Genomic DNA, 13,933 nt, shown 5'->3' with positions numbered 1-13,933 from the left:
TCCGCGCGCGCGGAGCAGGAGCGGGGCGGATCCGCGCCGGCGGCGCCGCGGCTCAGAGCTCAGTACTCGTTCTCGAGCTCCCACGTCGCGCGGGGGTCGACGTCCGAGGCGGGCACCGGTCCGCCCGCACTGTCGAGCGCGTCGAGGCGCTCGAGGATCTCGGTGCTCGACTCCGCCGCTGCGCTACCGGCCCCTGCGACCACCAGGGGGACGCCGAGCCCGACGGTGAGCGTCACGACGGAGGAGGGGGCCGAGTCGTCGGCGACGCTGACCGTGCTCATCCGGTGCCGCTGCGCGAGCGCGAGCGAGTAGCGGACGACGGCGTCGGCGGTCGCGTCGTCGAGGGAGAGGGAGCCACCGGTGTGGAAGAGCGTCGTCATGGTCAAGTCCTCGCAGGGCAGGCGGATGGGCATGGTTCCGTCACCGGGGGCCAGGATGCGGTGGGCTCACGCTACGCCCTGGGCGCTCGGGGGTGCAGGTCTTGCGCCGAGGCGTGCCCCTGGCGCATGGTTCGCTCCCGACGCCGGAGCAATTCCCCCATGGCTCTGAGGCGGCTCACACGTTAACGTGAACATACGCGTCGGTCCCCTCGGCTCGACGCATCCCTCCCCTGAAGGAAAGGTCTCGACGATGAGACGACGCTCCCCGGAGCCCCCTGCCGCCGCGCCTCGGCGCCGCGTGCGATCCCTCTTCCTCTCCGCTCTCGCCTGCACGAGCGTCGCCCTCACCGGCGCTCTCGTCCCCGTCTCGGCGCAGGCCGTCGACGTCCCGGCGCCCACCGCGCACTACGACATGTCGCACGCCGGCTCGGCCCTGCTCGACATCTCGGGCAACGGACGCAACGCCACCCTGACCGGCCTCACCGACGCGTCCTTCGCGAACGCCGGCGGCGACCAGGTCGCCCGGTTCAAGAACGACGGCTACGCGAGCCTCCCCCAGGGCCTGGTCACCGGAGCCGACAACGCCTTCGCCGTCGAGTACACGGTGAAGACGCAGACCACCGCCAACCAGTTCGGCTGGGTCATCGGCGACGGCGTCGGCCCGTGGAACACCACGCAGCTCGGCAACCACGTCTTCGTGAACCCGCGCAACCCCGACGGCTCGCCCAGCGGACAGGTCCTCGCGGGCATCCGCGTCAAGGAGCCCACCAACAACGGCGAGACCCGCATGCCGTTCGGCGGCACGCTGAACCCCGGGTTCACGACCCTCACGCTCGTCGGCACCGGCACGGGGTCGAGCACCGTGCTGACCCTCTACCGCGACGGCACGCAGATCTCGACGGCGAACACCACGAAGTCGATGGCGAGCATCGTGCCGACCGGGTCCACTCTCGGCTACCTCGGCCGCTCGCTCTACTCCGGCGACGCGCTCGTGACCGCCGACGTCACCGACGTGAAGTTCTGGGACACCTCCCTCACCGCCGAGCAGGTCGCCTCGAGCATGCCGACCGCCACGGCGAAGGCGTCCGCGACCTCCGCCCTGCTGCGCTCGGACATCCAGCCCGTCCTGCTGGCCGGCAACCCGTCGCTGACCCAGGTCTCCTCGAACCTGACGCTGCCCGCCTCCAGCAGCGGCGTCCCGCTCACCTGGACCTCCTCGAACAGCGCGGTCGTCTCGGCCACCGGCGTCGTCTCGCGCTCGATCGCGCAGAACACCCCGGTCACCCTGACGGCGACCACCGCCCAGGGCGCGACGATCGCCTTCGAGGTGGTCGTGCTCGCCCCGAGCATCAACGACGACCTCGACGCGCTGAAGCTCGCCACGCGCACCACCGAGAACCTCCCCCTCGCAGTGAAGGGCGCCCGTAACGGCACCGACATCACCTGGACCTCCTCGGACCCGGCCCTCGTCACTCCGACGAACACCTCCTACGCGGCTCCGGCGGTCGGCGCGGCCGACCCCTACCGCGGCGGCGGCGTCGTCACCCGGCCGGCCTACGGCTCCGGAGACAGGACCGTCACCCTCACCGCGACGGCCACCCTCAACGGCGTCGCCGAGACGCGCGCCTTCACGCTGACGGTCGCCGAGCTCGGCCGCACCGCTCCCGACACGGGCTACGCCTCGGCGTACTTCAAGTCGGACGGCGACGAGAAGATCTACCAGGCCGCGACCTCGGGCAACGACTTCTTCACCTTCTCGCCGGTCAACGGCGGCAAGGCGGTCATCACCTCGACGACCGACACGAAGGGCCTGCGCGACCCGTTCATCCTCCGCTCGCACAACGGCGACAAGTACTACATGGTCGCCACCGACCTCTGCATCTCCTGCGGCACCGGCTGGGGCGACGCCCAGTCCAAGGGCAGCCTGAAGATCGAGGTCTGGGAGTCGACCGACCTGGTGCAGTGGACACGCACCAACGGCGCCGACACCGGCATCACGGTGAACCAGCCGGCCGCCGGAATGACCTGGGCGCCCGAGGCGTACTGGGACGACGCCCTGCAGTCCTACGTCGTGTTCTTCTCCTCGCGCCTCTACTCCGACGCGACGAAGACCAACAACGACAAGCTCTACTCCCGCGTCTTCTCCGTGATCACCCGCGACTTCCGCACCTTCACCGCTCCTCCCGCCACCTGGCAGGACACCGGCTACGCGCGGATCGACTCGACGATCACGAAGATCGGCGACTACTACTACCGCTTCACCAAGAACGAGGAGGGCGGCGCCGCCGGAACCCTCGAGGCCGGGAAGGACATCTTCCTCGAGAAGTCGAAGGTCCTGACCGCCGGGACGACCTCCTCGAACTGGAGCGCCGACCCGAACACCACGTGGCAGCTCACCGACACCCGGATGACCTCGCTCGAGACCGGCCAGGCCGGTGAGGGACCCGAGATCATCAAGCTGAACGCGGGCGACCCGAACGACACCACCGGCACGGGCGACGGCTACGCCTTCCTCGTCGACAACTACGGCGACGGCGGCTACAAGGCCTTCCTCACCTCTGGAGCGGCCATCACCGGCAGCTCGCAGACGAACCGCCTCTCGCAGTCGGCCGACTGGAACGTCTCGCCCAAGAGCCGCGCCGGCCTCCCGGCCAGCCCGCGGCACGGTGCGTTCGTGAGCGTCCCGCAGACGGTCCTCACCGCCATGAAGAACTGGACCGGCGTCACCGCCGTCGACTCCACCACGACCCTCACCGCCGACGGCCGCACGGTCACGGCGACGGTCGCGGCGGCCGACAGGGGCGACGTCGTCGGCTCGGTCACCTTCACCGGCGGCTCGTGGACCTCGACCGTCTTGCTCTCCGGCGGCTCGGCGAGCGTCTCGGTCCCGGCGGGCGTGACCGGCGTCACGGCCTCCTACACCGGGTACGCGGACAAGCTGGTGCGCACGTCGGTCTCGGCCGCCGTCCCGCTGGACACCCTCGAGCTCGTCCCCGCCGTCGCCACGCGCTGCGTCGCCGGCAAGATCGTGCTCACCGCGACCGTGAAGAACACCGACACCGCTGCCGCGGACGTCACGATCACCTCGGCCTACGGCTCGAAGTCGTTCACCGCGGTCGCACCCGGATCGTCCGCCTCCGCCGCCTTCACCACCCGCCTGGCCTCGATGCCGGCCGGCACGGTGACGGTGACCGGATCGGCGACCGGCCAGCCCGCGTTCACCGCGACGGTCCCCGTGGCCGCCGCGCGCTGCTGACGCACTGACGACGAAGGGCCCCCTCCTGCGCTCGCGCGGGAGGGGGCCCTTCGTCGTTCCCGGGTCAGACGGTGGGAGCGAGCAGGTCCGCGTGGTGGACGGCCGCCACGTTCGGGTGGGCCCGGAGGCGGTAGCGCAGCGCGTTCTCGCCGTAGGTCTCGAGGATCGGCGCGTTCGTCGGGTCGACCGAGAGGCCGGACTTGAGCTCCTCGGGCAGCGGGAGCGAGGGCATGGTGGCCGAGAGCGCGGGATTGAAGAAGAACGGGATCGAGATCCGGTCCGTTCCGATCAGCGGCGAGATCACGCGGTGCAGCGTCGCCTTGAGGTAGCCGCCCGTGGCGAGCTCCAGCATCTCGCCGATGTTGACGACGAACGCGCCCTCCATCGCGGGTGCCTCGATCCACGAGCCGTCGTGCTCGACCTGCAGGCCGCCCTTGCCGGGCTCGACCAGCAGCAGCGTCAGCACGCCGCCGTCGCGGTGCGCGCCCACGCCCTGCTTGGGCTCCGGGTCGGAGGTGCCCGGGTAGCGGACGACCTTCACCAGCGAGAACGGCCGCTCGGCGAACGCCTCGTCGAACACGTCCTCCGGGGCGTCGAGCGCGACGGCCCAGGTGCGCAGCAGCCGGATCGCGACCGCGGCGAGCTCCGCGTGCCAGCGCTCGAAGACCTCGCGGAACTCCGGCAGCGCCTCGGGCCAGAGGTTCGGCCCCTCGAGGCGCTCGTAGTCGGCGACGCCGGGCCCGGCGGGAACGGCCGGTCGGTCGATGCCGATGTCGACCTGCTCGCGGTAGTCGACGTCGCCGTTGGTGAGCTCGGCGCCGAAGCGGGTGTAGCCGCGGAACTGCGGGCTGAGGGTGTTCTCGATCGCGAGCTTGTCCTCCTCCGGCAGGTCGAAGAAGCGGCGGGAGGCGGCGACGACGTCGTCGAGGAGGTCCTGGGGCACGCCGTGGCCGACGAGGTAGAAGAAGCCCACGTCGTGAGTGGTCTCCCGGAGGTCGCGGCGGAAGGCGGCGGCCTCCGCCTCCCCCCGGTCGAGGCGGGACAGGTCGAGGATCGGCAGGGAATCGGTCATGCACCGACTCTCGCGCACGAACCTGCACAGCAGTCGATTGTTACGACAACCAAAACGGCGGGCCCCGCCACAGCGCGGAAGAGGTTCCTCCGCTCCGCGACCGGGCCCGCCGTGAGCGCCGAGTGTTACGGCGTGGGCATGCCGCCGTTGACGTGCAGCGTCTCGCCGACGACGTAGCTCGATTCCGGGGAGGCGAGGAACACGTAGGCGGGAGCGAGCTCGGCCGGCTGACCCCAGCGTCCGAGCGGCGTCTGCGAGCCGACCTCGGGCAGCTTGTCGGACGGCTGGCCGCCCGCGGTCTGCAGCGGCGTCCAGATCGGGCCCGGGGCGACGACGTTCACGCGGATCCCCTTGGGCGCGAGCTGCTGCGCGAGCGCCTTCGAGAACGTGTTGATCGTGGCCTTCGTGCTGGCGTAGTCGACCAGCATCGGCGACGGCTGGTAGGCCTGGATCGACGAGGTGCTGATGATCGCGGAGCCCGGGGCGAGGTGCGGCACGGCCGCCTTCGTCATCCAGAACATCGCGTAGACGTTGGTCTTGAAGGTCTCGTCGAACTGCTCGTCCGAGAGCTCGAGGAAGTCCTCGACGTGCTGCTGCTTGCCCGCGTTGTTGACGAGGATGTCGAGTCCGCCCAGGCCCTCGACGGCCTTCGCGACGGCGCCCACCGCGAAGTCGTGGTCGGTGATGTCACCGGGGATGGCGACGGCGGTGCGTCCGGCCTCCTCGATCAGCGCGACGACCTTCTTCGCGTCCGACTCCTCCTCGGGGAGGTAGACGATCGCGACGTCGGCGCCCTCGCGGGCGTAGGCGATGGCGACGGCCGCGCCGATGCCCGAGTCGCCTCCGGTGACGAGCGCCCTGCGCCCGGTCAGGCGGCCGGAGCCGCGGTAGGTCGACTCGCCGCGGTCGGCGGGGTCGTCCATCTTCGAGTCGAGGCCGGAGCCCTCCTGGTACTGGGCCTCCGTGTCGATGTCGGCGAACATCGCGGTCGGGTCTTGGAACGTGTACTGGTCGTTCTGCGGAGTCTGGTCGTTCTGCGAGGTCATGTCTCGACGCTAGGCGCGCGGGATCGGCGGCCGCGCGTGCTTGACAGCCCCGATCCGCCAGGACACAGGAGGTCTTCAGGAGCCGCGGAGCCCCCCGGATCGGGGAGAATGGTGCGGTGACCCGCGACGACTCCCTGTCCTTCGACACCACGGCGCCGCTGCCCGGCTGGCAGCACGCCTACTCCGGCAAGGTGCGCGACCTCTACACCCCCGACGACGCCGACCCCGTGCTCGGCGCCGACCGCATGCTCGTCGTCGCCAGCGACCGGGTCAGCGCGTACGACGCGGTCCTCGAGCCCGGGATCCCCGGCAAGGGCGAGCTGCTGACCACGCTCTCCCTCTGGTGGTTCGCGCAGCTCTCCGACGTCCCCAACCACCTGATCCCGGGCGACATCCCCGAGGCGGTCCGCGGCCGGTCGATGCTGGTGAAGACGCTCGACATGTTCCCGATCGAGTGCGTCGTGCGCGGCTACCTCTCCGGCAGCGGCTGGAAGGAGTACCGGGAGACGGGCTCCGTCTGCGGCGTCCCGCTCCCCGAGGGCCTCCACGACGGCGACGCGCTCCCCGAGCCGATCTACACCCCCGCGTGGAAGGCCCCGCAGGGCGAGCACGACGAGAACATCACCTTCGAGCGCACGGTCGAGATCGTCGGGGAGGAGGCCGCGGAGGCGCTGCGCACCCTCTCGCTCGCCGTCTTCCGCGAGGCGTCCACCATCGCCCTGGCCCGCGGCGTGCTGCTGGCCGACACGAAGTTCGAGTTCGGGGTCGACCGCGGGACCGGAGTCGTCACCCTCGGCGACGAGGTCCTCACGAGCGACTCCTCCCGCTACTGGGACGCCGACGACTACGACGCCGGCATCCGCGGCCGCTCGTTCGACAAGCAGATCGTGCGCGACTGGCTCTCCGACAACTGGGACGGCCAGGGCCTCCCGCCGACCCTCCCGTCCGAGATCGTCGAGCGCACGGCCGCGCGCTACCGCGAGCTCATCGAGCGCCTCACGCGCTGAGGCACCGGAACGACCTGTGGACGATCACCACCCTCGCGTCCGGCTGGAGGCCCGCGGCGAGGATCCGGACGAGGCGCGGCACAGCCTCGCGCGGCTCTACAACGGCGACGAGTGGCGCGCCGCCACCACCGCGGCCGACTTCAGCTACCGCTACGCGGCCATCGGCGACGGCGGGATGACCCTCCGCACCTCGCGGATGTCCGGGCGCCTCGCGGGCGGCGTGGGCGACTCGGACGACGTCGTCGTGCAGTGGATCGTGGGCGGCTCCGGCCGGATCGACGTCGGCCGCGCCTCGATCGCGATGGAGGAGAACCGTCCCGTCCTCTTCCCCGTCGGCCGGCCGTTCGCCTTCGACTACGTCGACTTCGACCAGCGCCTGGTGCACCTCGACCGGGGAGTGGTCGACCGGGTCGCCGCCGAGCGGGGCCTCGTCGGGTCCCTCGTCTTCGACTCCGAGCACCGCCCCGACGCCGCGGCGATCCGCCGCTGGCGCACGGCCGTCGCCGACTCCGCCCGCGCGCTGCGCAGCGAGCGCGTCGAGCCGCTGCTCTGGGACGAGCTCACCCGCGCCACGGCCTCCGCGCTGCTCGACCTCTACCCTCCGGAGTCCGCTCCGGTCCCGCCCGAGCTCCTCGCACCCCGGAACGCGCGGGTCCGCACGGCCGTCGAGTACGTGCACGCCCACTGCAGCGAGCCGATCGGCCCGGCCGAGATGGCGGCGGCGTCGGGCCTGACCGTTCGGGGCCTGCAGTCCGCGTTCCAGCGGGTGCTCGGGATGCGCCCGATCGCCTACCTGCGCCTGGTGCGGCTCGACCGCGCCCGAGTGGAGCTGGCGGCGAGCCCGCCCCACGGGACGACGGTCGCCGCCGTCGCCCGGCACTGGGGCTTCGGGAACGCGGGCCGCTTCAGCGCGGCCTACGCGGAGCGGTTCGGCGAGTCGCCGAGCGCCACCCTGCAGAGCTGATCAGTCGACGAGCTCGGGCGGCGGCTGCCCCTCGAGGATGCGGCTGAGGCCGTCGAGCAGCACCGCGACGGTCGCGGCCTCCGACTCGGGCACCTTCGCGACCATCGCGCGGATCTGCTCGTAGGTCGGGTCGTCGGTGCCGACGATGGCCTTCTGCGCGCGCTCCGTCAGGCAGAGGATGCGGCCGCGGCCGTCGGACGGGTCGGGAGTGCGGTTCACGTAGCCGGCGCGGGCGAGGCGGTCGACGAGGAGGGAGACGGCCGCCGTCGTGATCGGCAGGGCCGCGGACAGGTCGACGGCGCGGACGATCTCGTCGCGCCGCTCCCCGACCCCGATCAGCCGCAGGGCCGCGAGATCCGTGGCGCCGATGCCCAGGCGGCGCTCCACGCGGCCGTCGTAGTCGCGCTCCGCCGTGCGCAATCGCGCGAGCAGAGCGAACAGGTCTGGCCGAGCGTCCATCGAGGTGCACCTTCCGAGCGGCAGGCGCCCCGGACGGGAACTCGCTGCCCCCATCGAACCACTTCTCCGGCGATCGGACGGCGTGTGTCCCGAAAGCGCAGTCGGCGCCGAGACTGTTAGTCAACCGACTTAGCAATACCTAGTGTCGACGGTGCGGCACGCCTTCCGTGCGCCGCCGACGGTGAGGAGGTGCGCGCGATGGGACGACTGCTCTACGGCGCACCCGCCAGCTCGCACTCCTTCGAGGACCGCGCCCTGGCCCACCTCCAGACCGTGATCACCTCGCGGTTCCGCCGCGGCGAGGGCTTCCTCCTGACGATCGAGGACGCCGAGGGCCGCCGGTCCGAACTGTGGCTCCACCCCGGCATCCCCACCCGCTACGAGTACGACGGCACCGCCGCGATCGAGCTGAACCCGCACTGGCTGCGCGAGCTCTCGAACGCCTCGAACGGCCGCCTCGGCCTCCACCTCCTCCCCGAAACCTCGTCGCCCGACGACCTCTCCGTGAAGAAGATCCCCGCATGAGCGACCACAACGGCACACTGTTCCGGCGCGGAGGCACCGTCCGCTTCGTCCGCTGGATCTCGTCCCGCGACGGCGGCTGGGCCCCCGAGATCGTGCAGGGGCGCTACCTCGAGCGCGACGACCGCGGCTGGCTGGTCGAGATCGAGGGCACCCCGACGGTGCTCGCGAAGGACGACTGGGCCGTCTACCGCTGACCGGCTCTGCGCTCGGCGTACTGTTGAGCAGGTGCGTTCTCGTGATCGCCGCGGCATCACCTCGGCTCCCCTCCTCCTGACGACCATCGGAACGACGAGCCTCGTCTTCCTCTGCGCGTTCGAGTCGCTCGCCGTGACGACGATCATGCCGATCGTCAGCGCCGACCTCGACGGTCGCGCCCTCTACCCCCTGGCCTTCGCGGCGACGCTCGCCGCCGCCGTGGTCGGGATGGTCGCGGCCGGCTCCTCGGCCGACCGCCGCGGCCCGACGCCGTCGCTCGTGGTCGCGATCCTGCTCTTCACCCTGGGTCTCGTCGCCGCGGGCGCCGCGCAGGCGATGCCGGTCTTCGTGGCGGCCCGCCTGCTGCAGGGGCTGGGCAGCGGAGGGATCACCGTCACCCTCTACGTGCTCGTCGCGCGGGTCTACCCGAGCCAGCTGCATCCGAGGATCTTCGGCGCCTTCGCCGCGGCCTGGGTCGTGCCGTCGCTGGTGGGGCCGCTGGTGGCCGGAGTCGTCGCCGAGCTCGCGAGCTGGCACTGGGTCTTCTTCGGAGTCGTCGCCCTGGTGGCCCTCGCGAGCGCCGCGATCGCGCCGACGCTCCGCTCGCTCGAGCCGCGCGAGCGCCTCCCCTTCGATCGCCGGGCAGTGGGCCGCATCGCCCGCGCCGTGGTCGTCTCGGCCGGAGTCGTCGTGCTGAGCACGAGCGCCGAGCTCGCGCCCGATCTCGCCGGGCTCCTGGCCGCGGCCGCCGTGGTGGTCGTGGTCGTGGCGGTTCGCGCGCTCCTGCCCGACGGCACGCTGCGCGCTCGGGGCGTCCTGCCGTCGGTGATCCTCCTCCGCGCCCTCGTCGCCGCGGCGTTCTTCGGCACCGAGGTCTACCTGCCGCTGCTGCTCTCGGAGCAGTACGGCCTGCCGCCCTGGCTCTCGGGCGCCATGCTCACCGCGGGCGCCGTCTCCTGGGCTCTCGGCTCGAACATCCAGGGACGCCCGGGTACCCGCCTCAGCCACGGCGGAGCGATGCGGCTCGGCACGTCGCTCGTGCTCGCCGGCATCGGAGTCGTGCTGCTCGTCACGGTGCTCGCCCTCAGCCCGATCGTCGCGGGCGTGGGCTGGTTCCTGGCCGGCGGCGGCATGGGCACGATGTTCCCGCGGATGGGGACGATGACGCTCGCGCTCTCCGCTCCGGGCCGGGAGGGCTTCAACAGCTCGGCCCTGCAGATCGCCGACTCGACCGGCGCCTCGGTCTCCCTCGCGCTGACGGGCCTCCTCGCGGCGGCGGTCACCGGGCTGATCGGGGCCGGGACCGGGGTCTTCGCCGCGACCTTCTCGTACGCCGCGCTGATCGCGATCGTCGCGGTCGGTCTGGCCGGCCGGCTCGACGGGCTCCTGCGCCGCGAGGGACGCCGGGAGCCCGCCGAGCAGGCTCAGCTGTAGAGCGACTCCGGCACGTCGAGGCCGTAGATCGCGCGGCCGGACGACCAGATCACCGAGCAGGCGGCCCGGAGCAGATCGGTCGCGTCGTCGCCGGCGTCCACGATCACCACGGAGTCACCGTCGAGGCGGACCTTGGCGCCGCGGACGGCGTGCGTGCCGTTCCGCGAGACCGTCGTCGCCGGGTAGGGCAGGTGCAGCTCGCGAAGGTCGCCGAGGATGTACGTCGGCCGGAGCTTGGGCTCCGCGGCGAGGAGCTGCTTGGCCCGGTCGATCCCGGTGAGCACATGGGCGCTCTCCATGTCGGCGCCGTTCGCGCCGGCGATGTCGGTGTCGAGCCGGTCGCCGAGGAACAGCGGGTTCGTCGAGCCGAAGCGCGCGGTCGCCGCGTCGAAGATGGCCCGCTCGGGCTTGCCCGCGACGACCGGGAGCCGGCCGACCGCGGTGTGCACGGCCGAGACGAGGGTCCCGTTGCCCGGGGCGATGCCGCGCGCGACGGGGATCGTCCAGTCGGTGTTCGTCGCGACCCACGGGATCCCCGTGTGGAGCGCGAACGAGGCCTCGGCCAGCTGCTCCCAGCCGACCGTGGGCGCGAAGCCCTGGATGACCGCCGCCGGCGAGTCCTCCGCGCTGCGCGTCACGGTGAACCCGGCGCGCTCGACCTCGGAGGTGAGGCCCTCCGCCCCGACGACGAGGATCGTCGAGCCGGCCGGGACCAGGTCGGCGAGCAGCACGACCGCCGCCTGCGGGGAGGTGACGACGTCCTCGGGCCGGACGCTCAGCCCCAGCTCGGAGAGGTGCCCGGCGACGGAGGCGTCCGTGCGGGAGGCGTTGTTGGTGATGTAGCCGACCCGCAGCGTCTCGGCCGCGCGGTTGAGGCTCTCCACCGCGAAGGGGATCGCGTCGGCACCCTTGTAGACGACCCCGTCGAGGTCGGCCAGGACGGAGTCGCGGCCGTCGAGCGGGGTGGGCTCAGTCCTGCTGCTGCGGAACATCGGCGTCCTCCTCGGTGGTGTCGGCGGGCCTGGTGCGGCGGGTCGTCGTGACGGGCTCGTCGGTAGTGACGGACTCGTCGACGTCGGTGGGCTCGGCGGGCTCGGTGGTGTCGGCGGGCTCGTCGGTGTCCGCGGAGTCGGTCGGCTCGTCGGAGTCGGTCGGCTCCTCGGTGTCGGTCGGCTCGTCGGAGTCGATGGGCTCGCCGCTGTCCGCGGGCTCGGCGGACTCGTCGGTCTCGCGGGCGTCCGGGGAGCCGGCCGTCTCAGCGGCGTCGGCGGGCTCGACCGACTCGTCGGCGGTCGGCTCCGCCGAGTCGAGAGCCTTATCCGGGTCCGTCTCGGCGAGATCGTCGGACTCGAGGGACTCGTCTGCGAAGGTCGGCTCGTCCGTGTCGACGAGGTCGGCCTCGGCGTCAGCGCTCGCATCGGCGTCGTCCGCGTCCGCGTCGTCGTCGTCGTCGATCTCCTCGGACTCAGTCCGGTGGACCTCGTCCTCGTCCGCGTCGTCGACGGCGGTCGGGCCGTCCTCGTCGTCCAGGTAGTCGTCCGCGTCGTCGACCGCGGTCCCTTCCTCGGCGCGATCGGGAGCGGACGTGGCGTCGGCCGACTCGTGCTCCTCCTCGATCACCTCGATCGTCTCGTCGTCACCGCCGCTCTCGGCCGCGAAGACGGCCTGCGCCGCGATGTCGGCGCGACGCTGCCACTCGGCCGCCTCCTCGGAGCGGCCGACCTCCTCGAGGACGAGCGAGTAGGCGGCGAAGAGATCCGGGCTGTACGAGAACGCGCGGTCCGGGTCCAGCTGCGGGATCTCGAGCTCCATGAGAGCGAGCTCCGCCTGCCCGAGGTCGAGGCGGGCGCCGGACATGGCGATGGCCAGCGACACCTGCGCGCCGGGACTCAGCGTGGTGCGGTCGATCGACCGTCCCAGCTCGAGCGCCTTGTCGGGTCGGCCGACGCCGCGCTCGGAGTCGACCATCAGCGGCACCTGCTCGTCCGAGCCGGAGATCCGACGGAAGGTCCGCAGCTCGCGCAGCGCCAGGGCGAAGTCGCCCGTCGCGTACGCCGAGATGGCCAGCGACTCGCGGACAACGGCGATGCGTCCCGCGCGGCGGGCCGCCGAGAGCACGTGGCGGTGCGCCAGCTCGGGGTCCTCCTCGAGGAGGCGGCCGGCCATCACCAGGTGACGGGCGACCCATTCGGCGTTGTCCTTCGAGAGCGTGCGCAGCTCGTTGCGGGCGACCTTGTCGAGGTCCTTGGCCTGCACGTCGTCCGGAAGGTCCGGGTCGTCGTGGCGCGGGCGCACCGACTGGAGGGAGCGCCGCTCGCGCTCCTCCTCGGTGAGCTCCGGCTCCTCGCGGGGGCCGCCGCGTCCGCCGCCGAAGCCCTCGCGTCCGCGTCCGCCGCCCTGGCTGTCTCCGCCGCCCCGACGATCGTCCGACCACGGCCTGCTTCCCCCGTCGCGCGATCCACCGCGGAACGGAGGACGGGAGTCCCCGTCACGCTGCGGACGCGAATCCCCACCACCGCGGTACGGAGGACGGGAGTCTCCATCCCGCTGCGGACGCGAGTCCCCACCTCCACGGTAAGGAGGCCGGGAGTCCCCGTCACGCTGGGGACGCGAGTCGCCACCGCGATAGGGAGGACGCGAGTCACCGTCCCGCTGCGGACGCGAGTCGCCACCGCGATAGGGAGGACGCGAGTCACCGTCCCGCTGCGGACGGGAATCCCCACCGCCACGGTAAGGAGGACGGGAGTCCCCGTCGCGCTGCGGACGGGAGTCCCCACCACCACGGTACGGAGGACGGGAGTCACCATCACGCTGCGGACGGGAATCGCCACCACCACGGTACGGAGGACGGGAGTCACCATCACGCTGCGGACGGGAGTCCCCACCACCACGGTACGGAGGACGGGAGTCACCATCACGCTGCGGACGGGAATCGCCACCACCACGGTACGGAGGACGCGAGTCACCATCACGCTGCGGACGGGAATCGCCACCACCACGGTACGGAGGACGCGAGTCACCATCACGCTGCGGACGGGAATCGCCACCACCACGGTACGGAGGACGCGAGTCACCATCACGCTGCGGACGCGAATCCCCACCGCCACGGTAAGGAGGACGGGAGTCACCATCACGCTGCGGACGGGAATCGCCACCACCACGGTAAGGAGGACGGGAGTCCCCATCACGCTGCGGACGGGAGTCGCCACCGCCACGATAGGGAGGACGAGCATCACCGTCGCGGCGGGGGCGGGAATCGCCCGAGCCGCCGCGATCGTTCGAGGAGCGGCCGGCGCCGCCGGCGCGAGGCGCCCGCTCGTCACGACGTCCGGAGTCCCGGTCGTTGCGGTCGGATCCTGAGTCGTCCATGCGTTCCTCGCCTGTCGTGGTGATGCTCTGTGGAGTTGACCCGCCCGAGGGCGGGGAGGACGGCCGCAGCCGTCGCACCACCCTAACCCGCACCGCGCTCCAGTGAGCAGCGGGGATCCGAGGTGGTGGTTAAACAGCGATGGCCACCCATTTCTGGGTGGCCATCGTGAATGGTGTCCGGCGGTGTCCTACTCTCCCACAGGGTCCCCCCTGCAGTACCATCGGC

13 protein-coding genes are annotated in these 13,933 nt (G+C 72.0%); 7 read left to right on the top strand and 6 right to left on the bottom strand.

Going from position 1 to position 13,933, the window contains the following annotated elements; genetic code table 11:
• Positions 1-59 precede the first annotated feature (59 nt).
• On the bottom strand, positions 60-380 hold the full coding sequence (locus C5B98_RS12595) for a hypothetical protein (protein WP_104223789.1): 321 nt from the start codon (positions 378-380) through the stop codon (positions 60-62).
• Positions 381-678: 298 nt separating this feature from the next.
• On the opposite strand from C5B98_RS12595, the gene C5B98_RS12590 reads away from it, so the two are divergent.
• Positions 679-3,636 carry an immunoglobulin-like domain-containing protein gene (locus C5B98_RS12590; RefSeq protein WP_181065535.1) on the top strand — a complete coding sequence of 986 codons (2,958 nt, stop codon included), beginning with the start codon at positions 679-681 and terminating at the stop codon, positions 3,634-3,636.
• Positions 3,637-3,700: 64 nt separating this feature from the next.
• Here the strand turns inward: C5B98_RS12590 and C5B98_RS12585 are convergent, their stop codons facing one another.
• Together C5B98_RS12585 and C5B98_RS12580 are read right to left on the bottom strand one after the other, a co-directional pair.
• Positions 3,701-4,708, bottom strand: a complete 1,008-nt coding sequence (locus C5B98_RS12585) for an isopenicillin N synthase family oxygenase (protein WP_104327886.1) — start codon at positions 4,706-4,708, stop codon at positions 3,701-3,703.
• A 125-nt stretch (positions 4,709-4,833) separates the two neighbouring features.
• Positions 4,834-5,754 carry a glucose 1-dehydrogenase gene (locus C5B98_RS12580; RefSeq protein ID WP_104233811.1) on the bottom strand — a complete coding sequence of 307 codons (921 nt, stop codon included), beginning with the start codon at positions 5,752-5,754 and terminating at the stop codon, positions 4,834-4,836.
• A gap of 116 nt (positions 5,755-5,870) precedes the next feature.
• Here C5B98_RS12580 and C5B98_RS12575 point away from each other — a divergent pair, with 116 nt between their 5' ends.
• Positions 5,871-6,761, top strand: coding sequence for a phosphoribosylaminoimidazolesuccinocarboxamide synthase (locus C5B98_RS12575; protein ID WP_258062286.1), 891 nt, complete (start codon positions 5,871-5,873; stop codon positions 6,759-6,761).
• A gap of 16 nt (positions 6,762-6,777) precedes the next feature.
• Complete coding sequence (locus tag C5B98_RS12570) at positions 6,778-7,725, top strand: helix-turn-helix transcriptional regulator (protein ID WP_104223792.1); 948 nt, start codon at positions 6,778-6,780, stop codon at positions 7,723-7,725.
• On the opposite strand, the gene C5B98_RS12565 is transcribed toward C5B98_RS12570, so the two are convergent.
• The gene (locus C5B98_RS12565) at positions 7,726-8,184 is read right to left on the bottom strand and encodes a MarR family winged helix-turn-helix transcriptional regulator (protein ID WP_181065534.1); all 459 of its coding nucleotides are present in this window, start codon (positions 8,182-8,184) and stop codon (positions 7,726-7,728) included.
• Between the two features lie 198 nt (positions 8,185-8,382).
• Here C5B98_RS12565 and C5B98_RS12560 point away from each other — a divergent pair, with 198 nt between their 5' ends.
• The 3 genes from C5B98_RS12560 to C5B98_RS12550 are packed head-to-tail and all read left to right on the top strand — an operon-like array spanning position 8,383 to position 10,338.
• Entirely contained in the window at positions 8,383-8,709 is a 327-nt protein-coding gene (locus tag C5B98_RS12560; protein ID WP_104223794.1) for a hypothetical protein, read from the top strand.
• Positions 8,706-8,903 carry a hypothetical protein gene (locus tag C5B98_RS12555; protein WP_068256013.1) on the top strand — a complete coding sequence of 66 codons (198 nt, stop codon included), beginning with the start codon at positions 8,706-8,708 and terminating at the stop codon, positions 8,901-8,903. The genes C5B98_RS12560 and C5B98_RS12555 overlap by 4 nt, the downstream gene beginning before the upstream one ends.
• A 31-nt stretch (positions 8,904-8,934) precedes the next feature.
• Positions 8,935-10,338, top strand: a complete 1,404-nt coding sequence (locus C5B98_RS12550; RefSeq protein ID WP_104250772.1) for an MFS transporter — start codon at positions 8,935-8,937, stop codon at positions 10,336-10,338.
• Here the strand turns inward: C5B98_RS12550 and C5B98_RS12545 are convergent.
• Together C5B98_RS12545 and C5B98_RS17310 are read right to left on the bottom strand one after the other, a co-directional pair.
• Positions 10,329-11,330, bottom strand: coding sequence for an HAD-IIA family hydrolase (locus C5B98_RS12545; RefSeq protein WP_104226795.1), 1,002 nt, complete (start codon positions 11,328-11,330; stop codon positions 10,329-10,331). The genes C5B98_RS12550 and C5B98_RS12545 overlap by 10 nt on opposite strands.
• The gene (locus tag C5B98_RS17310; protein ID WP_258063515.1) at positions 11,308-12,633 is read right to left on the bottom strand and encodes an MSCRAMM family adhesin SdrC; all 1,326 of its coding nucleotides are present in this window, start codon (positions 12,631-12,633) and stop codon (positions 11,308-11,310) included. The genes C5B98_RS12545 and C5B98_RS17310 overlap by 23 nt, the downstream gene beginning before the upstream one ends.
• On the opposite strand from C5B98_RS17310, the gene C5B98_RS17040 reads away from it, so the two are divergent.
• Positions 12,619-13,698 (top strand): hypothetical protein, encoded by a 1,080-nt coding sequence (locus C5B98_RS17040; protein ID WP_181065533.1) that lies wholly within the window; start codon positions 12,619-12,621, stop codon positions 13,696-13,698. The two genes, C5B98_RS17310 and C5B98_RS17040, sit on opposite strands and share 15 nt — an antisense overlap.
• Positions 13,699-13,933: the final 235 nt, after the last annotated feature.

This window comes from Rathayibacter sp. AY1A5 (assembly GCF_002930875.1).
In the GTDB taxonomy this organism is placed as follows: Bacteria; Actinomycetota; Actinomycetes; order Actinomycetales; family Microbacteriaceae; genus Rathayibacter.
Note: the sequence above shows the minus strand (reverse complement) of the source record. Positions and strands in the feature narration are given on the sequence as shown.